The following is a 26,538-nucleotide window of genomic DNA, read 5'->3' as shown; positions in this document are numbered from 1 at the left end:
GCCGCATGGCGCTGGTGGAGGTCATTGTCGGCTCGGCCACATCCGACGAGACACTTGCCCGCTCGCTGGATTACATCCAGCAGATTCACAAGACGCCCATCGTCGTGCGCGACGGCTACGGCTTCTATACGACCCGCTGCGTTGAAGCGTACATCCGCGAAGGGGTACGTCTGCTCGCCGACGGGGTGAACCCGGTCCTGATCGAGAACGCTGGCACGGCATTAGGCATGCCGGTGGGTCCGCTGACGCTGGCCGACGAAGTCGGCATCGACGTACTGCACCACATTGTCAGTCTGTTTCGCGACCGCGAGCATGGTCGCTGGGCCGACGACAAGCACGGCGCTGGCAACGCGATCCTCTGCCGGCTCGAACTGGCAGGGCGCTTCGGTCGCAAGGCCGGGCGGGGCTTCTTCGCCTACCCGCCCGGCGAGCCCAGGCATCTTGAGCTGGGCGATCTGGATCTAGTGTGGCCACACGGCGTGCGGCCTCCGTGGCGTAGCCGTGTCCCCACCCTTTCCGGGCAAGACGCCAGCCGATCTCGATTCCAGGTCCGACGGCATCGTAGGGTGTGAGCAGGACCCAGCCGAGAAACTGCACAGGATTCTCCTTCGGGAAAATCGACCAGTATCCGAGTCCCCTTCCGAAGTCGGCCTCAATCCGGTGCTTCAGAAAACGCGCGTGTGCCTCGTGATCATTCCATGGTTCGGCGACAAATTTAACCACTTCAGGGTCGCGGTCCATCGCAAAGCGCCCCCGTGATCGGCGCGCTCAGCGCATAGGCCAGAGAAAAGACGGTTACCAGTTGACCAGCCTCCGGGAGACTTACCCGCATGCTCGACGCTATCGACGGCAGCACCCCAGCGATGACAAAGGCGTCCGTGCCGACGGCGAATGTCCCTATCGCCAGCATCGCGACCTGACTGCGCCAAAGAACCGATGTAGAGCGGCCCGAATCAACCAGTTTGTTCATTCGATACATGCGTGTAGTCAGCCCCCGCGCTGATAACGATATTCCTGCGTCAAACCACCGTAACCGTAGCTCGTCGCGGCGCAATCGATGACGTGTACGTTGGAGTGCGGGTGCACATTTCCGATGAGCGTGGACAGCAACTCAAACGCCTGCCGCTGGTACTCGGCCTTTTGACCTTTCGTATTCGTTTCTTCCGTGATGGTCACTTCCAGCCGGAACGAGTTCTTCCCAAGCGATGCGAGGGAGCGACCAGCGATAAACCATTGCTCAGGGGGAATGTATCGGATCACGACCATCGTCTTGCCCAACTCCTTCTCAAGCACGGAGCAGGTCAGTGCACTGACCTCCGTAGCCAGATGCTCGGACAGTCCTGTATCGCCGTTTCCCGAAACGGTTAGCTTGATTCCTGGCATGTGAGCCTCCCTGTCAACATGGAAGGCCTATCGTGACACTCCCCTTTCCAACAGAAAAGCGGGAAGTTATGATCTTATCCATCGGAAAAAATGATGGATAATGATGCGTCGTTTCGATCTCGAACTTTTGAACACACTGTCAGTGGTGGCCGACGCTGGCAGCCTGTCCGCTGCTGCGGTGCAACTGCATCGCTCCCAATCCGCCGTCAGCGAACAGATCAGAAAACTCGAAGAGTCGTGCGGGCTTGCTCTGTTCTTGCGCGGCAAGAAAGGTGCGTCGCTAACGCCGGCCGGTGCCAGGCTGCTTGACCATGCGCGCAAGCTTCTGCTGCTCAACGACGTGGCTTACCGCGACATGCAGGGGCTGTCTCTTGCGGGCGACTTGAGACTCGCCATCACCGACTATTTCCGCCCTACAGATATTGCCAAGGTATTGAAGCAGCTTGGTGATCAATATCCATCCTTGCGCCTGCACGTCTCCGTGTACAAAAGCGCGCTGATCCGACGCGACGCGGGCTCCGGTAATTTCGACATCGGCGTATCGATGCGCGTTGCCGATCCGGCCGGAAATGAAAGTCCCGTAGAAAAGAACGGACTGGCCAGTATCATGATTCGCCGTGAACCGCTGCAGTGGGTGGCGGCACCTTCGTTCGAGCGGGTACCTCACGGCCCTCTGCCGCTAGTCGCCCTGCCAGACACGTGTTCGCTGCAACGCTACATGCTGGCGCGGCTCAACGAGGCGGGGGCAGATTACTTCATCGCCCATTCGGCATCGGGTGTCGCGGGACTCCAGTCGGCCCTGTCCGCCGGACTAGGATTTTCCTGCCTGAACGCGTCGGCGATACCGGACGATGTGGTACCTCTCAGAAGCATCAAAACTCTGCCCAAGCTGCCTCACGTTGAATTCAACCTGATCATCCCGGACGTAGCAAGCCAGCTGCTCGCAGGGGAAATCGCAAAGCTGCTTGTTGTCCAAACTGCTTAGCTGGGATCCCGCGCCTCCACAGAAGACACAGTGCGCAAGCTCAAGTTACGATTCGTTATGCGCAGGCGGGTTGCCTTATCGGCACTGCGGCACTGCGGCATTCTGACAGGACGACGGCGACATGCTGGCCTACTTCGACCACAACACGCGGAGCTTCGCCTGGCGCCGCAAGTTCGCCAAAGAGCGTTGCTCGATCCACATCGGTGGGATAACCCTTGGGCTCGTAACATTTCACCGTACACAATGAATGCCCGCTTATTGGGCGGTTGGCTGTCCCTTGTGGGTCGACTACGGTCGACCCCATCGGGCGGTAGTCGGCCACAAAGAGACGTTTATCATGAAGCGAGGTGAGAAATTCCAGCGTCAGCAACCCTTTGAGGAGTAGCCATTCAATCGCATCTCATCGCGTTTTGGTGCTTTGCCTGTGGTCGCAATGACGGGATACCTTGGCACATCGCACCAAGTAGCCGCGGTCTTGCAGGACGAAAGAGGCCCGATGCGTCAGCGATCACTTCGAACGCATGCGGATGACCGCACGAAAATGGCGCAATGTAACTGTCCTGCAATACCATACGTCGTATTGAGCGTTTTTAGCCGCATCCGATAGAGAGAGCCGAGAACGATGGTCAAACTGATCCTGATTCTGCTGGGCACGGACTTTCTGCGCAATCGCTGGTGCAGCCTGATGGTGGCGGGCGCGCTGTTGTCGTTGCTTGGGGTCGGCGTGCTCATCGATGCACTGGACGGCGCGCTGGGCTTTCCCATTTCATGGGTTGGCTGGCTCCTGCTCGCCGAGGGGCTCGTGACGCTTTCGGTGGCATGGTCGGGCGTGGGTGGGCAGCGCAGGCTGCGGTACGCGAAGGGAATCACGTTCGTCGTCGCGGCGGTGCTGATCCTGGAGGGATCGCATCATGGCCATTTCATTCTTTCTGTGTTGATCGGCGCGGTATTGCTTAGCGATGGCGCATTGCAGGCGGCATCCGCCCTAGTGGTGCGTTATCGGCGCTGGCGCACTGCGCTCGGCTTTGCGATCTTCGAAGTCGCACTGGCCATCTTCATGTTTCAACCTTATCCGACGCACTATATCGGCACGGTGCCGTATTGCATCGGCGCGCTGTGCATCTTCGCGGGCTGGAACCTGATTCTTATCGCCTTGCGCGTGCGCAAGCTCACCCGCAACCCCGCGCTATCGGGCGAAGCCGGCGCCGCAACGGCGAGCTTCGAAAATTCCCACGATGCACCGGCGCTTCCCGCGTTCGACAAACACGAATGGGACGGTCCGCCTGCCGACGACGAACCGGCGCTGACGGTGCATGTGTGGACGCCGGTAGGTTCGTCGAAGCAGGAAGCGCAGCGGCGCTTGCTGGTGGATCGGTATATCGCGGCCGTCGACCGGAACGGCGTGATTTCGACGGGACACGCCGCGCTCGAATCGCCGGGCGGTATATATGTGAGTCTTTATCCGGCAATCGAGATAGATCGTTCTCCGGATGATTTCGCGCGTCTGCTGCGCGCAACACGCGAGAACGATGTGCCCGGCATGTTCCAGCCAAGCTATGCAATCGAGTCGAAGGCGTGGTGTCCTTCCACTGTGCGCGTGCGCATTCGCAACTACGATCCGCTGCGACTCGAACGGTTCTGGCGCATCTACAGGGAAGATACGACCTATAACCTCACGCATCGAAACTGTTCCAGCAGCGTGTCACGTGCGCTCGAAGCGACGCTGGAAGGCGCGGCGGGCCGCCTGTATGGCGCACGCGCGGGCTGGGGCGTTTTGCTCAGGATCATCGTGACGCCGGAGTTATGGGTTGCCGCGCAGATTCGCAAGCGCGCCGTCACCATGGCCTGGACGCCGGGGCTCACGCTCGACTATGCCCGGGCACTCAGCATGATCGCCGATCCGCGGCCTTACGCATGGCACAAGGTCGCGCGTCTGGCCATCGCGACCATGCGCCGGGCGCGGCAAGGCTGGCGGGATGAAGCGCGGCACGTGCACGACGACATGACCAACAAGGCATGAAGGAACACGACATGGCTAAAGGTCGAGGCCGTCGGCTTCCTTGCGCATGTGGCGTTCCTCGTTGACGCGACGGGGCCTTGATGCGTTGACTTGAGAGTTGGGCGACCACTTCGCCGGTGCTCGCGCCGGGAGGAATCTCGCTGCGAATGACCTTGGGCACCATCGGCGGAGCCATGCGTATCGCGGCAGGCGATCTCACCGTGCGTATCGACACCACGCGCGAGCACGATATCGGCCACCTCGTGCGTGCAATCGACGGCGTGGCGCATGGTCTTTGGTCGCACTCGATCCGAGTTCGTCTCCGGTTGTCGTCTGATACGAAAGCCTGAGGGGTTTGACCGCGGTACAAGAGACATCCGTCAGACCGTGCATGGAACGGCCGATGCGGGTCGACTACAAAAGTTCGGTCTAGCCGTCTGCCGCGGCTGGCACCGCTGACCTTATACTTCCGGAGTCGGTCAGCAGCGGTCAATTCCGAATTGCTTCAGAATACCGACGATTGAAGCGGCTTCTTGACTCCATACAACCACGCTCCACTGAGGGGAACAGATGATCGATTCGTCTGCTGTTGCGACGGTTTTTTCTGTCTACGCGGCGGGTGTCGTCATACCTGGCCCGAACTTCGTCGCAGTCGTTCACAAGGCAGTTTCCGGCAGACGCTCCGATACGCTCGCGCTTGTCGCTGGAATCGTGATAGTCAATCTGTTCTGGGCGACTTGCGCCATCCTCGGTATCGGAATGGTGTTCGCCATTTTCCCATGGCTCGCTGTGGGCGTCAGGCTTGCCGGCGCTGCCTATCTGATCTGGTTTGGGCTGCGGCTCGTTGTGTCAGCGCGGTCAAGCGACATAGCAGCACCTCACCCTCCGAAATCGCCGCCATTTCGTGCCGCATTCCTGCAAGGCGTCGCGACAAATATCGCAAACCCGAAGTCCATCGCCTTTTATGCAGCCGTGTTTTCCTCCGCAGCGCCCGCCCACGTCTCCACGCCGACTTTCGTTGCCATGCTCGGTACGGTCGGTGCAACTGCGACTTGCTGGTACGGAGCCGTCGCACTTGTCCTATCGCACGCGGCGATTGCGACGGCGTATCGTCGCGTGAAGGCCTGGATCGACCGCGCATGTGGATGCCTCATTGTCGCGCTGGGTATCCGGCAGGCGTTTCGTTAGCAAAGCGCCCGATGGGCGCCTATCTGAATGGCCCCTTTGCGCACGGACGACCGTCCCTTCCGGGTCGAACTGAGCCCGTCTTCATTCGGCTCAGTTCGTTAAGGGTTATTCGACGCCTGCCGGCACGCGCCGAGGTACCGTCACGTTCCTGTGGCCGACGGCAGGCATCGAATAACCCTTAACGCTATGCGCCCGATGTTCCGTAAATGCCCAAAATGCGCGATTGTCGCAATGCAACACGCATTGTGGGCATCAACCGCTGAATCCGAATATCCTGAAAAAGCTGCCCTTGACCGGAACGTCAAAGATGGTGACCGCGAGCAGCGTCATCAGCAGGATGTTCATCTGGCTAAGCCGACATAAGGGCAGTTGCTTACCGAGCAGGAACTCGATGCGCGTCACTGGCGTCACGTACAGATTGGTGATGGAACCCGTCGCTTTCTGGCGCACCACCGCCAGGGAGGTCAGCATCGCCGGCAGCATGAGCAGCAACCGGGGGGAATCACGGCTGGCACCATGGCGCGCAGGCTCTTGGCATCGGGGCTGTAGCGAAAGCGCATCTCGACGCTGGCATTGCCTGCTGCGCCGCCGCGCTCGCCTAGCCCGCTGGTGCAGGCGGCGCGGACGTAGTACGCGGCTATATCCCTCAGCAGGGGCATTTATGGCCCCAGTGATCGACCACAACACGCCGTGCAGTTCGGCACTACCTGGTCGCGCGTCTAGAGGCGTACTCTCATTTGTGCTGCAGGTGCGTCGCGCTCGGCGTGGAGAGGATTCATCGGCAACCTGAGCGCGCGAGCGTTGCAGTGCTTTTCGATGACGTACCCCGATATCCCCGGCGAAATCCGCGATGGCTCGACACCCATGGTGTTCTCGATCATGCGTGGTGATGCGATCGATCTCCACCTCTCAAACCGCTCCGGGGCCTATCTACCCTCCATTCTTTCGCTGTGCCGCAGCTTTGCGCCGTGGTGGCGCCGGCGCATCGTTTTGCGTCGATGTTAAACCTCCCGCCAGCAGACGTGACGGGCTCGCGCTTCAACTTCATGCCGGTAGCCTTCGGCGTGCGCCATTTCTGATCGACAACGACGAGTTCGGTGTGATTCCGGCGTATCGCGTTGATCTGTTCAGCATAGCGCAGACGCTTGCGGTGGCCGAGTGGGCGTGGCGCTCATGGCGTTGGACCCGACACGACAGGGCGCCACCGTGCGGCGTACTTCGACGTCTTTTCATAACCTGTTTACAGATTTGCAGACAAACATTACAATTCGTTTCATTCCGGATTGAGACTTATTCGCATTAAGATTCCAGCCCGGTGTCTGTTGTGTCCGCACGCCCCCATGCAATGTGGGGTTCCATCTATTTCCAGCCAGAGTCACCATGCCCGCTCTGTTCAAGACGCGGACGCGCTTACTCGCGTCCGTCGGTGCCCTCTATTGTGCAAGCTTCCTCGCGCCGTCTCAGGTGGTCGCGCAGGCCGCGGCTGTACAGGACCCTGTCGATTCTTCGCCGCAAACGCTGCCCGCAGTAAACGTGAACGCGTCGGCCGTCCAATCGGATATGCAAGTCAAGAAGTTGCCGTCATACAAGTTCACCGCGCCGCTGCTGGACACGCCACGCTCGATCACAGTCATTCCCGAAGAGCTGATTCGACAAACCAACGCGACGACTTTCGCGGACGCGCTCAAGACTGTGCCCGGCATCACGTTTCTCGGCGGTGATGCAGCGGCGAATCCTTCCGCGGACCGCCCGGTGATCCGCGGCTTCGAATCGCGCAATTCGATCTTCGTGGATGGCATTCGTGATTCAGGCGTGCAGAATCGCGAGACCTTCGACATCGAGAACATTACCGTCATCAAGGGCCCGGATTCGGTATACGCCGGGCGCGGTGCGGTGGGCGGGTCCATCGATATAGAAACCAAGATGCCGAAGAACGAGAACTTCATCACTGGCAGTGCCGGCGTTGGTACGGATGCGTATAAGCGCCTGACGCTGGACGTGAATCAGAAGTTCGGCGACGACAACGCGTTTCGCTTCAACGCAATGGGGCACGACGCGAATCAGGCAGGCCGCAACAATGTCTACAGCAAGCGCTGGGGCGTGGCGCCGTCCGTTGCATTTGGCCTGAACAGCCCCACGACGGTCACGGTCAGCTATTACCATCTGAACTCGTACGACATGCCGGATTTCAGCGTACCGTTCCGCTCGACGGGCGGTACGCCGATCAACAGCGACCGCGGCCAGTTCTACGGCCTCAACAACCGCGATTATCGCTACGGACAGACTGATACAGGCGAAGTACGGGTCGAGCATCGCTTCAACGACAATTTGAAGCTCAAGAACACGACGATGTTTGGTCGCTCCACGCTCGATTACATCGCGACCAATCCGCAACTGACCAGTGCAAATCCGAATATACTGAGTCTGCAGGCGAAGAGCGGCAAGTACGCGACCAACAGCATTACGAATCAGACCGAGCTGACTGGTCAAGCAACGCTTCTCGGCATGCAGCACACGATGACGGGGGGCGTCGAATTCAGCCATGAGCGCAGCCTTTACGAGGGCTATCTCGTGACTGACAGTACAGGCAATAACATCCGCTCGGGCGGTCCGTGCTCCGTGGCGTACAACTGCACGCCGATCAACGCATGGAACCCCGATAATCCGTGGCTGGGCAGTATTCTGCTCAACGGCGACAAGGGTTTTCCCGGTGCGGCGACGCATACGCAGACGAACGTCGCGTCGGCATATCTTTTCGATAGCGTGAAGATCACCGATCAGTGGCTCTTCAATGCCGGCGCGCGCTTCGATCGCTTCGACGTCACGGCGACGCAAGCGGGCGCGCAGGACCTCACCAACAATTCGAATCTCTTCAGCTATCAGCTCGGCCTCGTGTACAAGCCGCTGCCGTCGGTGAGCCTGTATACATCGTACGGCACGTCGGCGAATCCACCGGGCGCGAATTCGGGTATCGGCGGCGGGACCGATCAGATCACCGCGACGAACCAGGATCTTTCGCCGGAGCGCAGCCGCAATATCGAAGTGGGCGCAAAGTGGGACGTCCTCGATCGCCTTTCGCTTAACCTGGCGCTGTTCCAGACCGACAAGACTAATGCGCGCGTGTCCGATGGTCTGGGCGGCACGATCAACGCCGGCCATCAGCGGGTGCGCGGTGTGGAAGTGGGCACTGCGGGCAATATCACCGGTGAGTGGAGCATTTTCGGCGGTTACTCGTATCTCGATGCGATCACCGTCGATGCGGGCGCGGCGAACGCCGCGTCGTCCGGCTTGCCGATGGTGATGGTGCCCAGGCACAACTTCACGCTGTGGTCGTTCTATGACGTGATGCCAAAGCTCAAGGTCGGCGCCGGCGTCGCCGTGGCGAGTAAGTCGTACGCTTCAGTGTCGCCGACTGTGTTGAAGTGGACGCCAGGCTACGCGCGTGTCGATGCGGTGGCGACATATCGCGTGACAAAGAGCATTGATTTGCAGTTGAACGTGAACAACATCCTCGATCGCAAATACTTCTCGACTGCCTATCCCATCTACGCGACCTGGGCACCGGGCAGATCGGCGATGTTGACCTTGAACTTCTATCAGTAATTGGGACTGCCGTCTCGACCCGATGCTCTCGGGTCAGCCCACCTGATTTAAGAAAACCTCGCTCAATTTTTTGATAGCACCGGTCCTTGCGTGCACGGGCCGCGCTTTTCATTGACCACTTTTGACAATCACCTGAGAGGTACCCGCATGATCCGCGTTCACCCCTTGTCGCTTCTCTGCTTCTCGTCCGCTTGAGCAACGCTGCACAGGCTCATCAGCTCTGGATCGAAGACGAAGGAGAGCAAGTACATCTGTATTTTGGTAAGTACGCGAGCAATTTGCGCGAAACCTCTCCTGGGCGGCTCGACGAATTCATGGGCGTTCCGACCATGGAGCAGCAATACACGAATGGTAAGGCCGAGGCCGTGACCGGTGGCAAACTTACGCCCAGCTACTTCACCTACACAGCCTCCAACCCAGTCGAGACGCTGTTTGCCGACGGTGACCATCCGCCGATTCAACGGGCCTCGCAAAACCTACCGCCGCTTGGGTGGCACCTTGCGGCACGCTGGGTGGCAAATCCTTCGCAGCCTGTGGACGCAAGGCGTACCGTGCTGGACCTGGTGCCCACGGGTAAGGCGGGCGAACTTCGCGCGGTGTTCAACGGCGCACCCCTGCCCAAAGCTAAGGTTACGCTATTGTCTCCGTCGGGCAGGTCGCGTGAGGGACGCACCGGCGAGGATGGCACGGTGCACTTCGATCTGCCCTGGAAAGGTCAGTACGTAGCGGTTACCAACACTCTCGACAAGAGTGCTAACGACCGCCAGGGCGAGAAATACAGCGAGGTGAACTATGTCACGACGCTGACGTTCGTGCAGCCAAGCGGTCTAGTGTCGCCTGCGCCCTTCCAGTGCACAGCACTCAAAAGCATTGAGCGTTAAGCGCGATTTTGCATAGTGTCTTTTTCTCCACGATGGGATCGAGCCCCCTCTTGACCAACGCCTTTGCCCGGTCACGTTCAGCACGGGCCGCCTCCAGCGTGATCTTCGGGTACACCCCGATCGAGAGTACACCTGCTCAGCACCGCCCAGCCGGTAGCGATACCGCCAGAGCTTGGAGCCATTGGGTTGCACGCGCAAAAGAGGCTGCCACCGTCCCGGGTTGGTACACCTTGGGCTTGGGCTGCGCCGTTTCCACTTTGCGCGCTGAGAGAAGATTGAGAGCAGTGAGTGCTATGTGTATAACGCCTTCAAACCGACCCGTTACACACATCATTACAGACATAGGTACCGGATTTGTCCAGCTGTTCAAAGCAGTTGGTGGACGATAAGACCTTTAAAAACACAGACTTAGATTAACTCAATGGATGTTGATGGAGGCCAGTGGACGCCAATCGTCGTTGTCGTGCACGCGTGTAGCTGGTTGAAATGTCACGAACCGGAAGCGTTTCTGGTGGCACTGCTCAATAGCCAGCCGATGGGGTTCTATTCGCCATCGCAACTGGTGCAGGACGCACGCCGACATGGGGTACCGGTACTACCCGTAGACGTAACAATCAGTGGCTGGGACTCGTCGTTCGAGCGGATCGGGGCGTCGTTGCGGCCAGCGGTGCGGCTTGGCCTGTCGCTGCTGTGCGGCATGCGTGATGGTGCTGCTCAGCGGATCGAACTGGTTCGGGCGGTGCGACCATTCACGTCGGTTCCGGATCTTGCCCGGCGCGCGGAACTTGACCGGCATGATCTTCAGGTACTGGCGGATGCAAACGCGCTGTTGTCACTGGCCGGTAACCGGCGCGAGGCCCGATGGCAGGCTGCGGCGGCGGTGCCCGACAGGGACATGCTGGCGGCGGCCGCGATTCGTGATGGCACACCGGCGCTCGGCACACCGTTTGAAGCGGAGAGCATCGTCGCGGACTACCGGGCTGTCGGCCTGACGCTGGGACGTCATCCTCTGGAACTGCTACGCCCGTGACTGTCGAAGCTGCGGTTGATGCCTGCGCGCGTACTTCACGGCTACTGCAATGGACAGTTGGCTCGGGGATGCGGAATTGTCACCGTGCGCCAGCAACCGGCCACCGCAAAGGGCGTGATCTTCATCACGATGGAGGCCGAGACGGGCAATGTGAATGTGATCATCCGGCCCGATGTGTTGAGGGCGCAAAAGCAAGAGGTTCTCGGTGCCTCGCCGCTGGGAGTCTACGGGGTGTGGCAGCGGGAGGGCGATGTTCATCACCTGGTTGTTCAGCGACTTATCGACCTGACCGGTCTTCTTGGCATGCTGGTGACGGCGAGCCGGGACTTCTGCTGACAGAAAGCCGCGAGTGGAGATCCGGACTGCTCACACGCGCAATAGCAGTTCACAATATCGCACAGACGCATCGGTTACGGAATCGGTGTAAAGATCGGACTGAGCAATGGAAGTATTCCTGCTGATCTGCCCGTAGCGTACCTTGGAGTCGCCTCGAGGCTCAGCGATACGCCGGCCGGGTTACGGCCTGCTCCCGATTGAATCAAATGCGGGACTCACGCATATAATCGGTGATTTTGTTGATCTCGAGCCCATGCCCGCACTTTTGTATTCCTTCCTGCCGTGAGAGAAAAATCGCAGCCCAAGGGCGTCACTCCACTTTCACCCCGTTCAACGGGCGAATTTCCAGAAGCGTGGTCGATGCCCGCTAATGAACCATCGGAGGCGCTGTCAGATAACGAAGCGCGGATATATCGTTCGATTTCCGGCGCGCTGCTCGACGGTAAGTTACGACCGGGCACGCCGCTGCGTGAGCGCGTGCTGGCCGACACATTCAACGCGACGCGAACAGCCGTGCGAAAAGTGCTGGTTGTCCTCGAACGTGAAGGCAAGGTGGAGTTACGTCAAAACCGCGGCGCTTTCGTCCCACAACCCACGTTAGACGATATCCATACCCTCTATGACGCCCGGCGCGCGGTGGAGACGGGCATCTTGATGCTGCTGTCGGGCCGCCTGAACAAGGTTCAACTTCATGAGCTTGAACAGCATGTGAGACACGAGGAGGAAGCGCATCGCACTGGCGATCGCGAGAAATCCGTTCGACTGGCTGGTGCCTTCCACACCCGTCTGACGAAGATTCTTGGTAACAACGAATTGGCAGCGTTCCTGCAGCGGCTGGTCGCCCGGACACAGATTTTCGTAGCCTTGTACGAGTCGCATGACGAATCGGGTTGTGCACCAGCCGAACACCGGGAAATCGTCGATGCGCTTGCCCAGGGGAAAACCACCGTGGCAGTCGATGCGATGGTCAGCCACCTCGACGAAATCGAGGCACGGGTGGCGCGACGTGTCGCGCTTCAAGACCAGGAAGACCTCAAGGCTATCTTCGATCGATATTAGGGTAGGAGCCCCGTCGCATGACGTGACTTGGACGGGATCTCTGTCGGGCTGCGGGCAGCAGCGCCCACGTATGCCCGAACCGAATATGACTCACCTTTGGCGGAGCGACCTGTTGCTAAACCTCGCGTAGGTGTCGCCTGAGTTGCGGACCAGCATTCGCACGTGCCGCCGCGCCGGTGACGAGCCGAGCGCCTTCGGGCTCACGGTTCCGGCCAGAGAGACCCGGTTACTTCTCTCCCTGTTTCGCGGAATACATCCCTTCGTATTCCGCAATCATCTCCCTTTCCCATATTGATTGATCCTGCCACGTCGCCTTTTCGGTGAGGCAGTGCTGCACATTGGGGTCCCCTTGACCCTGCCGGGTTTGCGGGTCAAGGACTGCGCCGAGACCTTCGTCCACTTGTGATCCACTTGACGCGGTATTTTTTTGTCGACAGAATCGGTCGACAATTTTAAACAAGATGGGCGACCGAAAAATGCGGAGGACAACTGCGTGGAGAATCAGGAATTTGATATCGCATTCACTCATGCGACGCTGCTGACGGGCGATCCGGCGCAGCGGGAATTGCGGGACGCGACGCTTGCAGTCGCGAAAGGGCAAATCGCCTGGCTCGGGCCAGATTTGCCAGAACATGCGCGCTGCAAACGCATCATCGACGCGCGTGGAAAGGTCATCACTCCAGGGTTTGTCAACGTACACACGCATTCAATCTTGACAATGGTTCGCGGCGTCGCCGCAGATCTGGGTTTTGCACCGTCCTATACGCCGGGAATTCCGAAGGGAACGCAGGTCTCGCCGGAGCAGGCCCGTGTTCTGGCGCGGCTTGGCGCGCTGGAAGCGCTAATGTTCGGGTCGACGCTGATTGGCGATAATTTCGTGTATGCCGACCTCACCACGGAAGCAATGGCGGACCTGGGAATGCGTCTAACTCCGAGTTGGCGAATCCATGATGTTGACTTCACGAAAGTGGCAGACGGACGTTGGGAGTACAGCACACGCATTGGCGCTCAGTTGTTGCAGGCCGGGCTCGATCTGGCCGACAGGTGGAAAGACCATCCGCTCGTGAATGTGCAGCTTGCTGCCCACGCGGTCGATACGTGTTCGGACGCCTTTCTCCGGGAGATCGCGCACGCGTCACGCGAGCGCGGGCTGCGAGTAAACACGCACCTCGGCCAGAGCAGACTAGAAGTCGAACGGGTCCGCGAGCGTACGGGCAAGACGTCCACGGAGGTGCTGAACGATGTGGGGCTGTTGAATGAGCGCCTACTGGGTGGTCATTGCATTTACGTCACCGATAGCGATATCGCGTTGATGGCCGGTGCCGGTGCGCATGCAGTCCACATTCCCAAGTGTAATGCGACATCGGGGCGCCTTGCACCGACTCCAAAGATCAAACGGGCAGGTATCAACCTGGCACTTGCAACCGACACGCAGCACGGCGACATGGTCGAACTGATGCGCTGGGCGCTTATGACAGCGCGCGTCCAGGAGGGTGCAGTCAACAGCGACTGGCAGCCGCAGCACGCATTTCATATGGCCACGCTTGGGGGAGCCAATGCGGTCGGGATGGCTGACCGCATTGGCAGCCTCGAAACAGGCAAGGATGCTGATCTGGTTATGTTCGATTTCGGCAGACCACATCTGACGCCGCGGACAAACGCGCTTGGTACCCTTGTGCATACGGGCCAAGGTCGTGATGTCGAGATGGTGATGGTCAATGGCTCGATTCTTGTGGAGGGGGGAAGGCCGACGCGGGTCGACATGGACGAGATCTGCGCAGAAGCCGAACAGGTGTGCGAGGCGCTCTGGCGCGATGCTCATTAGCGGACTCAGGGACGGATGATCATGCGCGAGACTATTCCAGAGCTGGTTGCACTCGGCGCCGTCGAGTTGCGTTCGGGGCTTGTATCAGGGCGTTTCGGTTGGCAGGACGTCGCCCTGCAGTATCTTCAGCACATCGACAACGTTAATCCACACCTTAATGCGCTGGTACGTGTGGAGCGGGACGCATGGGAACAGTCACTCAACAGATTCGAGCAACCGCTCGGCGGTGTGCCGGTTTCGGTGAAGGACAATATCTGGGTCGGCGGCAGGCGTACGTCTAACGGCTCCCGATTGTTTAGCGACTTCATCGCCCCTGAAGACGCGTTATGCGTAGCCCGGTTGCGCGGCAACGGAGCAGTACTGATTGGTTCAAGTAACTGCTCGGAATTCGCGTGCAAAGGGAATACGACGAACATTCTTTACGGCGCGACGCGTCATCCGCTCGACGCGCAGCGCACTCCAGGGGGCTCCTCCGGTGGCGCGGCTGCGGCGGTTGCGGCAGGGCTATGTGCCGTTGCCATTGCTACGGATGCGGGAGGCTCCGTCCGGCGTCCGGCGGCGCATACCGGTGTTGTCGGGTTCAAGCCTACGGCTGGCGTCATCGCTCATGGTCCAGGCTTTGCGGAACCGGTCTATGGCAACAACACGATCGGTATTCTTGCTCGCAGCGTTGGCGACGTCCGTCTTGTCTTTGAACAGTTGCACGGTCATCAGCCGCGGGATCCGGCCAGCGTATCGTCGGCGATGCTGGGGCGGGACGGGACGGGTCAGCGTCTGAAAATCGCTTTCAGTCCGCGGCTCGGGCTTGGCTTCGCCGTGGACCCGGGCATAGCGCAGGCCGTCGAGCACGCTGTGAGGCTGCTAGCCGACGCGGGGCATGCCGTGGAGTATCGCGACCCGCCCTGGTTTGAAAACGTGCAGGAGGCCGACCTGATGCCCTTGCAACTGGCCGGCCTGGCGACAATTTACGCCGACGCCTTCCGCAACAATCGGGAAAGTTTCGATCCCGATATAGCAGCGCAGATTGACGCCGGGCTGTCGCTGCCAGCAGTGGCAGTAACCAGGGCACTCGAATTGCGCAAGAGGTTGTTTGCCGCGATGTGTAGCCTGTTCGACCGTGTCGACTGCTTGCTAACGCCAACCGCACCCTGCGTTGCGTGGCGCATTGAAAACAACGCGCCGCAGCGTATCGAGGGTAAGCCTGTGGGGCCACGCGATCATGCAGTTTTCACGCCTCTTTTTAATCATACATACGTGCCAGCCTGCTCGGTCCCGTGCGGTCTCGCAGAACATGGGTTGCCGGCGGGCTTGCAAATCGTCGGGCCCATGTATTCAGACCGCATGGTGCTCGGGTTGTCGGCCGAGGTTGAACGACTACTGGGTCACCGGTGGCAACGCCCCACTGTAAAACTCGGGCGCGGTGGGGGCATTCACTAACGAGATGGATCTGTTATGGCTGGCAGCTGTTGTGTTCAGCTTGGTAAGCGTTTCGCCGAACGGTGGCGTCAAGCTACCGCGGAAGAACGGCAGGATTGAGGAGGTCCCAACGCTGAGCTGGCACGTCGCCTGAAAGTTTCCGGTTGCAGTCGTGAATCGGTCGCAGGGGGACGCATTGCCCGGGTACCAGGGCCGGCGAATTGGGAGGACGAACGTTAATGGGTCACGATGGTGAACAAAACCACCGCTGGCGATGTGGCAAACGTGTCAGACGCGTCCCGGTATTGCCGGAGCGGTTGCGCCCTTTTCGGTCATCGTCCTTTTCAAGCTGTTGTAACTGCCCGGCCGTTCGCCCATTCGTAGTTTCTTTTCCCGTCACGTTTTATCACCGATGAGTGGCCCGCACAAAAATTCATTTTGCAAAGAATTTTGGTCGACCAAAATGGTCGACGATGATTGTCGATGTGGATGACCATGCGTGCCGCGCGTTCGGGGCTGAAGCGCAGACGGTGTGAGGGAGTGGATGGCTGCAGTGCAACGGACGCCAGAGTTGCACTCGGGCCTAAAGCGTTTTTCAATTTTTTGTTAGTCGCGGTAAATGCAGCACGCCGACCGTACTTGAAATTCCCTTCCCGGGTAAACAGCGATATACGCGTGGCTGTGTCGCGCGCGTTTGTAACAGCGACCGGCTAAAGCAGCGGCGTCTGCCGGCGACAACATTGTAATGCCGTAAAAGAGCCTGTGCTGCGTCGAGCGACGCGGTGATCGCGAGGGAAAAATTGCCCTCTCTTTGGATCAGGTCGTAACCGATTGCAGCGGAGGCTCACAGTCGTCTTTCTTATATGTCGTACAACTAATTAATTGTGCATTTGAAACTGGAGATCACGAATGAAAAGTACCTTTAACCGGGATCAGTTGGCGATCACTATAGCAATCTCGGGTATCGCGCTCGTACCTTGGTGCTCGACTGCGCATGCAGATGAAAATTTTGTGCAGATGTACGGCATTGTGGATGCGGCTGTTGGATACGTGAGTGACGTCTCCGGCCATTCGAGTGTTCGAGAGATCCCTGGCACAGTCGCCGACCGGTTCGGTCTGCGTGGGCAGGAGGCGCTAGGCGGAAACAGCTATGCCATCTTTACGCTGGAGAACGGCTTTAACGTCAACGACGGAACGATCGGCCAAGGCAGTAGCGGGACTACAAGAATTTTCGGCCGGCAAGCTTTTGTTGGCCTTCAATTTCCAGCTTTGACTGTCACCGCTGGGCGCCAGTACGACATGATGTACGACATGTTTTCCTATTCCGCTGCGTCGTATCTTTCGCCATACTGGTACAGACCGGGTACCGCAGCGAACCTCGTGGGTGCGAATGGCAGTTCGGCCGACTTTGACCGGTTGGGAGGAGTTCGTGTAGACAATTCGGTCAAGGTGTCGACCTCGGCAATACCGGGCTGGACCTTTTCAAGTATGGTCGGGCTTGGAGGTCAACCTGGAACGCTGTCTGATGGGAGTACGGTGAGCGCTGGCGTCCGCTATCAGGGTAAGGCGCTGGGAGTTGGTGCGGCTTATACGAACTTCAAGGAGGCCGATGGCACCAGCAACTATGTAACCTGGGCGGTAGGCTCAAACTATGTCATTCGAAGTCTGACGCTCACCGCGCTCTACACAAGCACGCAGTATTCGCGTACCTCTGACTCGGTAAAGGTCTTTGAAGCGGGCGTCAAATATCAATTCACGCCGGCGGTCTATGTGGGAGCGGCTTATGCCTTTATGCTTCCAAACCACGACGCATCTAACGTAATCCTGAGAGGGAATCATAATCAGGCAGGTATCGATATCGATTATTCGTTTTCGAAGCGGACGGACGTTTATGCGATGGCGATTTACCAGCGAGCATCCGGTGGAAACGCCGCGCAGATTTTCATCCTGCCGTCGACAGGCATCGGTGGAGGGAGCACCCAGACGCTAGTGGCCGTGGGCATTCGAACGCGGTTCTGAACATCTCGGCGCTTCGCACCGGGACACGGCGCGAGCCGCCGGGCTACGCATGCGATCGATATTCGCTGCCAGTTGCGAGCGGCTAAGTCAGGTAGAAGGGCGCCTGGATTTAATACCAGGCGCGACACCATTTCGGCGAGGGATCTTACCGACTGGGAGAACCGGTTACCGACACTCAACCTGAAAAGCGCCCCGGCGTGGCAGCCTGAATTGAAGAGATCAGGAAGGCCGGGGATCGGATGTTCAGTTACACCCTATTAGGGTGAGCCGCGAAGGGAAACGAAGCAGCCTGTGCCGCATTAGGGAAAGGTGCCGGTAATGGCGGAAGAACTCCGCACTGTATGGACGTTGCTGTGCCGATCCGCATTTCAAAAGCCTGTACCAGCACGGTATCTGTTGTCCCTTTGCTCTTCATTGCTCCAGTGCGAATGGCTACTCAACGATAGCGGTGGCGAGGGTCCTTTGCAAGCCACAATTCGTACGGGATGCGATGGCGAAAAATCTGCCCATGCCCGCACCGGGCAGGCGTGTGAGGCGGTGGCGCATCCAGGCCGAATGAACACGCCGGATTAAGGCCTTTTAAATACGCGCGGCGAGTCTTTCCACGCTATGAATGAACCCGGCCATTTCCGTCACCACGGTACCGGATCGGAACTAGAGCGGCAATATCGCTTTTCGCCGCCGTGGCCGGGCTGGATCGGGCGGGATGCAACGCAGGAACTTTCCACGACCTGTTTCACCGCATGGCCTGTCGCCGTCCCACACGATGTCCCCACGCGACAGCGTAATCGCGGGCCACGCAGTCAGGCGCATTCCCTCATAGGGCGTGTAGTCGACGTTATGGTGCAGCCGTGTATTCTCAACCGGATACTCGCCCCCCTCGTTCCAGATCACGAGGTCCGCGTCTGCGCCGATCGCGATGCTGCCTTTACGCGGGTAAAGTCCGTAAAGCTTTGCGGCATTGGTCGATGTCAATGCAACGAAACTTTGCGCAGTGATGCGGCCGGTTCGCACACCCTCCGACCAGAGCAGCGCCATGCGCGTCTCCACGCCGGGAATGCCATTCGATATCTTGTCGAACGACACGTTGTCGCCATGTACCCTCTTGCCGTCCGGGCCGTCGTAACGGAAGGGCGCGTGATCGGACGAGAACACCTCGAACGTACCGTTTTCAAGTCCGTCCCAGATGACCTGCTGATTAGCCTTATCGCGCGGCGGCGGGCTGCAGATACACTTCGCTCCTTCGAAGCTGTCGTCGCAACCCAGCGAATCTGCCGTGAGAAACAGATATTGTGGACAGGTTTCGCCGTAAACCTTCAGGCCATGACTCTGCGCCCAGCGAATCTGTTCAACCGCCTCGCGCCCCGATACATGCACGATCAGGATCGGCACGTCGATCAGTTCCGCAAACGCAATGGCGCGATGCGTTGCCTCGCGCTCGACGAGCATCGGCCGGGACGTTGCATGGTAGCGCGGTGCAGTATGGCCGGCTTCGAGTAGCCGCTCGGTGAGCCATGCGATGCAGTCTGCGTTTTCCGCGTGGACCATCACCATCGCACCTTCATTTCGTGCGACCGACAGTGTGTCAAGCATTTCGCGGTCACTCAGCTTGAGCGCGTCGTACGTCATGTAGATCTTGAACGATGTGTAGCCTTCCGCGATCAGTGTAGGCAGCTCTTCTTTCAGGACCTGCGGCGTCGGATCCGTGATGATCAGGTGAAACGCATAGTCAATCAGCGGCTTGCCGCCTGCGCGGCGGTGATAGTCGTCAATCGCTTCGCGAAGCGTATGGCCTCTTTGCTGGCACGCGAACGGAATTACGGTCGTCGTACCGCCGCATGCGGCCGAGGTCGTGCCAGAGAGGAAGTCGTCGGCCATGATTGAGCCGTCACCTGTCGGCTGGTCGAAGTGCACATGACTGTCCACGCCGCCGGGTGTCACGTGACGGCCCGCCGCGTCGATTTCCCGCACGCCAGCGTCGAGGGTAAGGCCCAGTGCAACGATACGGCCGTCGCGAATGCCGATGTCGCTTGTGAAGGTGTCCGCGGCAGTGACCACACGGGCGTTGCGTACAACAGTGTCAAAAGCAGGCATATCAGATTTCCTGGAGAAGTTGGCCCCAGCCGTCGATGCGGCGAGTATCCGCACCGAGTCGGCGAAGCATGTCCCACACGACGGTGGTGACGGTATCGAACACGGGTACCCCATGTTCGCTTTCCCAGTGCGCGACCCGATGCGCAGCGTAGAGATTCGTGCAGAATGTCGTAACGGCCTGCGCGCCCGCAGCGACAACATCGGCTACCTGGCGGTCGAGCGTCTGTTCGTCAACGAGCGCGAAAGCGAAGTTTTCCCGAATGCCCAGATGACTCTCGCAGCGGGCGTCGATGCCGAGTCCGGCGTAGTTCGCGATAATCTTCTGCTGCACATCGTTCAGATACGGCGACACGAGGCCCAGACGTTCGACGTTGAATGCTTTCAACGCCCGATTGAGTGCCAGCACCGATGTGCTCGCCTGTATGCCCGTTGCCTCGGTGATCGCGGCACACAGCGCTTCGTCGTGGTCGAAACCAAGCCATCCCGCGGATGTACCGCTCCATCCGATCATGTCCACATGGGCGTCGGCAAGCAGTCGCGCGGCTTGGAGAATGCGCTGCGGCTGAAACTGGCCGAGCGCGTCACCACCGAGTGAAATCTGTGTGACGGAGAAGCGCGAGAAATGTACGCTCACTCCCGTGAGGTCCGAGACTAGCGCCTGTGTAAGCGGTTCGAGCGAAGTGTTGGAAGATGGCGTGAGAATGCCCAGACGAATGCGTCGGCTCATATGTAGGAGAAGTTAACTCAGGGAAAGAAACACCGCTGCTGCGCGCAGCGAGCACACCGCGCATCCATTCGTGTGGCTCCGGTGGCGATACTTGACAGTCGCTATCGCGAACGGTGCCATGCCCGGTGTCGGACACCCGCGATGCCGCTTCGCTCAATGGTCCAAGGTTGTCGTCAACGCTTCGTGGCTTCCAGGCAGCCGCGGACAACTGGCGGGAAATCACGTGGGCGCAGTTGCCTGTAACGACTACCGTTAGCCCACCGGTTCCGCAATTGCTTCGGGACGCAGAAGCGACAGGATGTGACGCTTGTAGTCATTGAATTCGGCGCTGGTCGGATCGCGCGGACGGCCAAGTTCGACCCGCAGCAATTCACGGATGCGTCCAGGCCGCGCCGACATCACTGCGACGTGTGTCCCGAGTGCAAGCGACTCGTCGATGCCATGCGTGACGAATACAATTGTGCTGCGACTGTCCCGCCAGATGCGGATCAACTCCGCATGCATGTCCATCCTGGTCTGCTCGTCAAGCGCACCGAACGGCTCGTCCATCAGGATCACCTCGGGGTTCATCAGCAGCGCGCGGGCGATGCCGACGCGCTGGTTCATGCCACCCGACAGCTCGCTTGGGAAGTGGTTTTCGAAGCCCGTCAGACCGACCATCTCGATGTAACGCTGCGCGCGTTCGCGGCGCTCCGGTTTCGCGACGTTGCGCATCTTCAGATGGAACGCGACGTTCTCCCATACCGGCAACCACGGCATCAGGTTGGCCTGCTGGAACACGACCCCACGGTCCGCGCCAGGATCGGTGACGACCGAGCCCCCGACGCTTACCGAACCCGAAGATGGCTTGTCGAAGCCGGCGATCATGTTCAGCAGTGTCGATTTCCCGCAACCGCTCGGGCCGAGCAGGCAGAGGAATTCGCCGCGTTCGACCTCCAGACTCACGTCGTCCAGTGCGGTGACAGTCTGCTTTCGCCTGGTGTCTTCGAACGTGCGCGATACACCGTCGATTGTGATAAGTGCCATGTTCTTAACCTTCACGGGCCTGAAGAGTGGAGCCGCGCTGCCAGCGCAGGATACGCGCGGCGATGCGCTTGATTACGTAGTCGCTCGCAAAACCGAGCAGACCGATACTGACCATCGACGCGATCACGATGTCGTAGCGCAGGAAGTAATACGAATCCCACAGTACGTAACCGACACCGCTTTTCACTGCGACCATTTCTGCGGTCACCGTCAGCATCCATGCCGAACCGATAGCGATGCGCAAGCCCGAAAAGATGCTCGGCAGTGCCGCCGGAAACACAATGTGACGCAGCAGCATCTGTGGGCTACCGCCTGTCATCGCGCCGGCACGTAGCAGATCGCGGTCGCAGGTCTTTACGCCATGGATGGTCGAGAGCAGCACCGGGAAAAACGAGCCCATGAACACGAGGAAAATTGCAGGCTTGTTGGCGATGCCGAACCAGATGATCGCTAGCGGGATCCATGACACCGGCGGGACCGGGCGCAGCGTTTGCAAGGTAGGTTCGACGAGCGATTCGACCGCACGAGACCAACCGATTGCCATGCCGATCGCTACACCCAGCACCGTGGCAATGCCGAAGCCCGCGAATACCCGGCCTGAACTCGCGGCGATGTCGAACAGCCAGTGACCCGAATAGGTCTGCGTGTTGCCGTCGGTCGCGAAAATCCAGTCGGCCCATGCGATAAGCACCTGGGACGGGGCGGGTAGCAGGGCCGCAGGAAGGATGCCCGAGCGTGAGAAAGCTTCCCAGCCAGCCAGTAACAGCACCGGGACGATGCCACGTTCAATGCGCCGATAAAAACGCGATGAAAACCTGGAGTACATTGCGCTTTCCCGATCAGTAGCCGAGTTGTGATTTGGGTTTGCCAGTCACTTTCTCGAGGAAGCTATAGTCGAGATTGTTCTGTACAGCGTCGCTTACGTCGGAGTTCACGTACTTCAGTTCGTGCATCATTTTCGCGATGGCGACGGCCGGTGTACGGTACATCCTGTAATCCGGTTCGAGGTTGTCGACTGCGCCTGTCGCGACGACCTTGTCGAGGCCCGTCACTTTCTGGATCGTGTCGATGAAGAGCGGCTTGTTGCTGGCCATCAGATCGTCGACCTTGACGATCGCGCGCACCGTTTCGAGCACGCCTTGTGGATTGTTCTGAATCACGTCTGGTCGGGTGATGATCAGGTTGCTCAGCTTGCCAGCCGACTGGTCGTACGGAAACGCGAAGAATTTCGCGGCCTTCACTTCGCGGATCTGCGTGGCGTATGGTTCGACCGACGTGATCAGTTCCACTTCGCCGCGGCGCAACGCCTGAACGTGGTCGGCCGGATTTGGAATGTTGACGAACTGGACGTCCTTGTTGACGTCGATACCGTGCGTAAGGAATGCCCCACGCATGTGGATGTCCTGGGCGTTACCGCGCGACGCGGCGACCCGGAACGGTTTGCCTTCCTTTTTGTACTCCATGATCAGCTTCTTCAGGCCGTCCCAGTCGCCCGACTGCACCGGCAGGTTGTTAGCGACGAGAATCTGCGAACCGCCGTTGATCTGGCCGGAGATGGCGACGACCTTGAAACCCTTGTCGAGCGCGGTGACGTAGTGCAGATAGGTCACCTGCGCGACATCGATGCTCTTCGAGAGAAGCGCCGTCAGCACGTCGTTGCCCGTGTTAAATGGGATAGCAGAGAGCTTGACGCCTGTGGCGTACTGTGGCGTCAAGGACAATGGTGTGCAATGCGCGCATTTCGCGTAGCCGAGCATGACAGGCTCAGCGTCCTTCGCGTGACTGGCGGATGGCAAAAAAGCAGCGGCGACCGTGAGTGGCACGATGAGCGAGTGGACGACGCGCCTCAGTGCGGAGAAAAGGGAACGGACAAATTGCATTGGGAGAACTCCATTATTGTCACAAAATAGTATGATTTTGTGACAAAGTAAGCAATAGCTGTGCCATTAATGCGGCCTGCCGTCTGGCATACTTCCGACTATCGCGTTGAATGCCTGTTGCGCCTCAGACAACGGGAACGCGAAGCTTGCGGCGGAATGCATGAGTGAGGCCAGAATAGTTCGCGAGCCTGGCTGGTGCAGCACTGACATGGTGCTTAGCCGGATCGTCGGTGGGGCTTGTGACCGTTGACGGTGCAAATTCAATAACTCAGGGTTGAATTGTGACTATATTTAAATATATTGTCACAATGAGAAGCAACCAAGGACTTCAGCGTGTTCACCGAAAAAGAAAACCTGCGCCCGCGCAAGCGGCGCACAACCGAGCAGCTCCTCGGCACGGACGAGGGTCTCGATACGATTTACGGGCGCATCCTGACGGCCGTGATGGAGCACCGGCTGATTCCCGGCACCAAGCTTGTGGAAGAAAAGCTGGCGAACGTCTTCAAAGTGAACCGGACGCAGATCCGCAAGATTCTCGCGCGGCTCACGCACGAAGGCATCGTCACGACCATTCCGAACCGCGGTGCCTACATAGCAAGTCCATCGGTACAGGACGCGCGCCACGTCTTTGAGGCGCGACGAATTCTCGAGCCGGCCCTGATCCGCACGCTCGTCGAGCGTGCGAACGTCGACGACTTTCGCCGCCTCCATGCCCATGTCGCGAAAGAACGCGCCGCACGCGATAAGGGTGACAAGCACGCAGTCATCCGGCTGTCGGGCGAGTTTCATCTGCTGATCGCCGAGATGGCGGGCAGCCCTCCACTCACGCGGCTGATGCGCGAACTGGCTTCGCTGACCTGTCTGATCATCCTGCTGTTCGATTCGCCGAACGTGCCAGCCTGTCCGAACCACGAACACACCGGGATCATCGAACACATGGAGAAGGGCGATATCGACGGCGCGGTCGCTGCCGCCATCGGCCACCTCGATCATATTGAAGCGACGCTTGATCTCGCGCTGCCTGAAGACATTGAGGTCGATTTGTCCGCGATCTTCGGATGACCAACTGTCCTTCCACCGTCCTGCAGGAGTTGTTATGAGGCTATTGATAGTTAATCCGAACATCTCGTCCGGCGTGACCGACCTGATCGAGGCCGAGGCGCGACGGGTCGCACGTGCCGACACAGAGATACAGATGGCGACGGCCACGATCGGCGTCGCTTACATCGAAACGCGGTTCGAGGCGCTGCTCGGCGCGTATGCCGCCGCGACGATAGCGAGCGAGCGGGTCGGCCAGTATGATGCCCTGATGGTGGCCGCCTTTGGCGATCCGGGGCTACTGGAACTGCGCGAAGTACTCGACGTGCCCGTGGTCGGTATGACGGAAGCGGCGTTGATGACCGCCGCGCAACTCGGTCAGCGTATCGGCATCGTCGCGATCTCCCGGCGTATCACCGCGTGGTATCGGGAATGCATCGAGCGATATGGCGTGCTTGGCCGCCTGGCCGGCATCCGGCACCTCGACGGACCGTTGCGCGATCCGTCAACGGTTCAGGACGATTACGCCGCGCGGCTCGTTGAACTATGCCATGAAGCGGTCCAGCAGGATGGCACCGACGTGCTGATACTCGCGGGCGCACCGCTCGCGGGCCTCGCGCGCAGCGTGGCGCACCGCTTGCCTGTTCCAGTCGTGGATGGCGTTTCCAGCGCCTTGGCTCAGGCAGAAGTCCTGACCCGCCTCAGGCCAATTCGCGCGACAAAGGGGAGTTTTGCGAAGCCGCCGCTCAAACCACACTCAGGATTGTCCGGGACGTCACTATTGCACCTTGTCGATGGAGACATCCGGACTCAACAAGGGTAAGGGATCATTCGCGGCAAGACGTGATGGGCAGGAGACAGATTGGGATATTCACGACGAGTGAGGGACTTCGACCAGATGCTGAGCAAGCAGGTGGTAAAGGTTCAGGTCTGCTCACCAGCGCAGCGAAGAAATAGAGCGACCCAAGATTCAATCATCCTCAGATCGCGGATCGGGATCATCGTTGTAGGACGCAGGATGGTAAAACAGGCTGTCGCGATGATCCCGCTCCTCCGCCTCGCGCCCTAGGAAATCATTTTCTTCCGCTATTGTCGGCCTTCGGGCCAGCCAAGCTGCAATTAGTACAAACACGATCAGCAGCGCCAGCCAGAAGGCGACATAGAACAGGACAACGAGCACGCCGAGCTTGACGACCCACAGCAATGCGACGGCACCGTCGGATGGCACGCACCGAACGACCAACGAGGCCTTGGCCTGCCGCTCGCGGCGCGCGTAGCCACGCCACATTCCGCCCAGCCAGTGGCCGAAGCGCTCTGCTCTGCGTTGCTGTTGTGCCGGGTTTTCGTGTTCATGGTCGTCACCTGTTGCATGCGCGATGGACGACTTCAGCTTGCTCCAATCGGTTCCGTATGTGACCTCAATGCGTCGCCGTCCTGTTTCAGGTCGCGTCATCATCACGATCTGCCGGACCCGGATCAGGTTCAACGCCGATGCGGCAGTTCGAAACGAAATCGGGCCACCCCACATGGTCAACCAGGTCGATGTCCTCAATGACCTTGATCTTCGCCTCGGCGCGCTCGAACAGGGCGATGCTGGCAGCGGGATAGTTATTGCGCGATGGCTAAAGCACCCCATCGAACAGTGGCAGTCCATCCTTTCCGAGTAGCGCATGCACCTGGGCGGATACCTGCTGCGTGTACGTGTAGTCACGGCTGGCCAACTGCTCCAGATTCAAGCCGAAATAGCCTGCCATCACACCTTCGGCCGTGAGGTCCGCCAGATGTAGTTCTTCCAGCACACCGACCGCACGTACCAGCCGGCTCTGGACTTCCGCCTGCGCGATCGAGCGCTTGGTGTCCTTGTCCCACTGGTGCTTGTGAAACACCGATTCCATCAACCCCGTGGGGAGGTCGCGGCCCAGGTAGAGCACGCCATAGTTGCGCGTCGGAGCGTCATAGCGGTTGGTGCCGTCGCGGCCGTAGTACAGCGGCTTATCCCGGTAGACGACGCGGCTCACATGCTGGAGCAATGAGCTTCCCCTGAAATTT

23 protein-coding genes and 4 pseudogenes are annotated in these 26,538 nt (G+C 59.3%); 15 read left to right on the top strand and 12 right to left on the bottom strand.

Going from position 1 to position 26,538, the window contains the following annotated elements; translation table 11 throughout:
• Nucleotides 1–5 precede the first annotated feature (5 nt).
• Nucleotides 6–359: pseudogene (locus BXE_RS47645) on the top strand (3-hydroxyacyl-CoA dehydrogenase family protein); the annotation flags it as partial.
• On the opposite strand, the gene BXE_RS47640 reads toward BXE_RS47645, so the two are convergent.
• From BXE_RS47640 to BXE_RS40325, 3 genes are read right to left on the bottom strand one after another with little or no spacing between them, the layout of a single operon-like run.
• Complete coding sequence (locus BXE_RS47640) at nt 289–741, bottom strand: GNAT family N-acetyltransferase (RefSeq protein WP_237712056.1); 453 nt, start codon at nt 739–741, stop codon at nt 289–291. The pseudogene BXE_RS47645 and the gene BXE_RS47640 sit on opposite strands and share 71 nt — an antisense overlap.
• Complete coding sequence (locus BXE_RS40330) at nt 725–970, bottom strand: MFS transporter (RefSeq protein WP_148223106.1); 246 nt, start codon at nt 968–970, stop codon at nt 725–727. The genes BXE_RS47640 and BXE_RS40330 overlap by 17 nt, the downstream gene beginning before the upstream one ends.
• A gap of 17 nt (nt 971–987) precedes the next feature.
• Complete coding sequence (locus tag BXE_RS40325) at nt 988–1,383, bottom strand: tautomerase family protein (RefSeq protein ID WP_011493912.1); 396 nt, start codon at nt 1,381–1,383, stop codon at nt 988–990.
• Between the two features lie 100 nt (nt 1,384–1,483).
• Between BXE_RS40325 and BXE_RS40320 the strand changes: the two genes are divergently transcribed.
• The 4 genes from BXE_RS40320 to BXE_RS40305 all read left to right on the top strand — a co-directional run bounded on the left by BXE_RS40320 (nt 1,484) and on the right by BXE_RS40305 (nt 5,555).
• Complete coding sequence (locus BXE_RS40320; protein ID WP_011493911.1) at nt 1,484–2,368, top strand: LysR family transcriptional regulator; 885 nt, start codon at nt 1,484–1,486, stop codon at nt 2,366–2,368.
• 622 nt (nt 2,369–2,990) lie between these two features.
• Entirely contained in the window at nt 2,991–4,388 is a 1,398-nt protein-coding gene (locus tag BXE_RS40315; RefSeq protein ID WP_011493909.1) for an HdeD family acid-resistance protein, read from the top strand.
• 146 nt (nt 4,389–4,534) lie between these two features.
• Complete coding sequence (locus BXE_RS46210) at nt 4,535–4,717, top strand: HAMP domain-containing protein (RefSeq protein WP_040123510.1); 183 nt, start codon at nt 4,535–4,537, stop codon at nt 4,715–4,717.
• 220 nt (nt 4,718–4,937) lie between these two features.
• Complete coding sequence (locus BXE_RS40305; protein WP_011493908.1) at nt 4,938–5,555, top strand: LysE family translocator; 618 nt, start codon at nt 4,938–4,940, stop codon at nt 5,553–5,555.
• 270 nt (nt 5,556–5,825) lie between these two features.
• On the opposite strand, the pseudogene BXE_RS40300 reads toward BXE_RS40305, so the two are convergent.
• Nucleotides 5,826–6,136: pseudogene (locus BXE_RS40300) on the bottom strand (ABC transporter ATP-binding protein/permease); the annotation flags it as partial.
• Nucleotides 6,137–6,371: 235 nt separating this feature from the next.
• On the opposite strand from BXE_RS40300, the gene BXE_RS46205 reads away from it, so the two are divergent.
• From BXE_RS46205 to BXE_RS40290, 3 genes are all read left to right on the top strand, one after another.
• Nucleotides 6,372–6,560, top strand: coding sequence for a hypothetical protein (locus BXE_RS46205; protein ID WP_148223105.1), 189 nt, complete (start codon nt 6,372–6,374; stop codon nt 6,558–6,560).
• 375 nt (nt 6,561–6,935) lie between these two features.
• Nucleotides 6,936–9,158 carry a TonB-dependent receptor gene (locus BXE_RS40295; protein WP_011493907.1) on the top strand — a complete coding sequence of 741 codons (2,223 nt, stop codon included), beginning with the start codon at nt 6,936–6,938 and terminating at the stop codon, nt 9,156–9,158.
• Between the two features lie 191 nt (nt 9,159–9,349).
• Nucleotides 9,350–10,039, top strand: coding sequence for a TonB-dependent receptor (locus BXE_RS40290; protein WP_011493906.1), 690 nt, complete (start codon nt 9,350–9,352; stop codon nt 10,037–10,039).
• Here BXE_RS40290 and BXE_RS47635 read toward each other — a convergent pair.
• On the bottom strand, nt 10,020–10,154 hold the full coding sequence (locus tag BXE_RS47635; protein WP_233518908.1) for an integrase arm-type DNA-binding domain-containing protein: 135 nt from the start codon (nt 10,152–10,154) through the stop codon (nt 10,020–10,022). The genes BXE_RS40290 and BXE_RS47635 overlap by 20 nt on opposite strands.
• 342 nt (nt 10,155–10,496) lie before the next feature.
• Here BXE_RS47635 and BXE_RS45050 point away from each other — a divergent pair.
• The 5 genes and pseudogenes from BXE_RS45050 to BXE_RS40260 all read left to right on the top strand — a co-directional run.
• Nucleotides 10,497–11,405: pseudogene (locus BXE_RS45050) on the top strand (error-prone DNA polymerase); the annotation flags it as partial.
• A 360-nt stretch (nt 11,406–11,765) separates the two neighbouring features.
• On the top strand, nt 11,766–12,464 hold the full coding sequence (locus BXE_RS40275; protein ID WP_011493905.1) for a GntR family transcriptional regulator: 699 nt from the start codon (nt 11,766–11,768) through the stop codon (nt 12,462–12,464).
• Nucleotides 12,465–12,957: 493 nt separating this feature from the next.
• Nucleotides 12,958–14,289, top strand: a complete 1,332-nt coding sequence (locus BXE_RS40270; protein WP_011493904.1) for an amidohydrolase family protein — start codon at nt 12,958–12,960, stop codon at nt 14,287–14,289.
• Between the two features lie 21 nt (nt 14,290–14,310).
• On the top strand, nt 14,311–15,726 hold the full coding sequence (locus BXE_RS40265; RefSeq protein WP_011493903.1) for an amidase: 1,416 nt from the start codon (nt 14,311–14,313) through the stop codon (nt 15,724–15,726).
• 888 nt (nt 15,727–16,614) lie between these two features.
• Complete coding sequence (locus BXE_RS40260; protein ID WP_011493902.1) at nt 16,615–17,724, top strand: porin; 1,110 nt, start codon at nt 16,615–16,617, stop codon at nt 17,722–17,724.
• A 654-nt stretch (nt 17,725–18,378) separates the two neighbouring features.
• Here BXE_RS40260 and hydA read toward each other — a convergent pair.
• The 5 genes from hydA to BXE_RS40235 all read right to left on the bottom strand — a co-directional run bounded on the left by hydA (nt 18,379) and on the right by BXE_RS40235 (nt 23,451).
• The gene (hydA, locus tag BXE_RS40255) at nt 18,379–19,818 is read right to left on the bottom strand and encodes a dihydropyrimidinase (RefSeq protein WP_011493900.1); all 1,440 of its coding nucleotides are present in this window, start codon (nt 19,816–19,818) and stop codon (nt 18,379–18,381) included.
• Between the two features lies 1 nt (nt 19,819).
• On the bottom strand, nt 19,820–20,545 hold the full coding sequence (locus BXE_RS40250) for a maleate cis-trans isomerase family protein (protein ID WP_011493899.1): 726 nt from the start codon (nt 20,543–20,545) through the stop codon (nt 19,820–19,822).
• A 252-nt stretch (nt 20,546–20,797) separates the two neighbouring features.
• Nucleotides 20,798–21,571, bottom strand: coding sequence for an ABC transporter ATP-binding protein (locus tag BXE_RS40245; protein WP_011493898.1), 774 nt, complete (start codon nt 21,569–21,571; stop codon nt 20,798–20,800).
• 4 nt (nt 21,572–21,575) lie between these two features.
• Nucleotides 21,576–22,397 carry an ABC transporter permease gene (locus BXE_RS40240; protein WP_011493897.1) on the bottom strand — a complete coding sequence of 274 codons (822 nt, stop codon included), beginning with the start codon at nt 22,395–22,397 and terminating at the stop codon, nt 21,576–21,578.
• A 13-nt stretch (nt 22,398–22,410) separates the two neighbouring features.
• Complete coding sequence (locus BXE_RS40235) at nt 22,411–23,451, bottom strand: ABC transporter substrate-binding protein (RefSeq protein WP_011493896.1); 1,041 nt, start codon at nt 23,449–23,451, stop codon at nt 22,411–22,413.
• Nucleotides 23,452–23,784: 333 nt separating this feature from the next.
• On the opposite strand from BXE_RS40235, the gene BXE_RS40230 reads away from it, so the two are divergent.
• Nucleotides 23,785–24,513, top strand: coding sequence for a GntR family transcriptional regulator (locus tag BXE_RS40230; protein WP_011493895.1), 729 nt, complete (start codon nt 23,785–23,787; stop codon nt 24,511–24,513).
• 34 nt (nt 24,514–24,547) lie between these two features.
• Nucleotides 24,548–25,312, top strand: coding sequence for an aspartate/glutamate racemase family protein (locus BXE_RS40225; protein ID WP_011493894.1), 765 nt, complete (start codon nt 24,548–24,550; stop codon nt 25,310–25,312).
• Between the two features lie 147 nt (nt 25,313–25,459).
• Here the strand turns inward: BXE_RS40225 and BXE_RS40220 are convergent, their stop codons facing one another.
• Nucleotides 25,460–26,017, bottom strand: coding sequence for a DUF3742 family protein (locus tag BXE_RS40220; RefSeq protein WP_233518937.1), 558 nt, complete (start codon nt 26,015–26,017; stop codon nt 25,460–25,462).
• Nucleotides 25,929–26,519: pseudogene (locus tag BXE_RS40215) on the bottom strand (RES family NAD+ phosphorylase). The gene BXE_RS40220 and the pseudogene BXE_RS40215 overlap by 89 nt, the downstream one beginning before the upstream one ends.
• Between the last annotated feature and the right edge of the window lie 19 nt (nt 26,520–26,538).

The sequence above is a fragment of the Paraburkholderia xenovorans LB400 genome (assembly GCF_000013645.1).
Classification (GTDB): Bacteria; Pseudomonadota; Gammaproteobacteria; order Burkholderiales; family Burkholderiaceae; genus Paraburkholderia; species Paraburkholderia xenovorans.
Note: the sequence above shows the minus strand (reverse complement) of the source record. Positions and strands in the feature narration are given on the sequence as shown.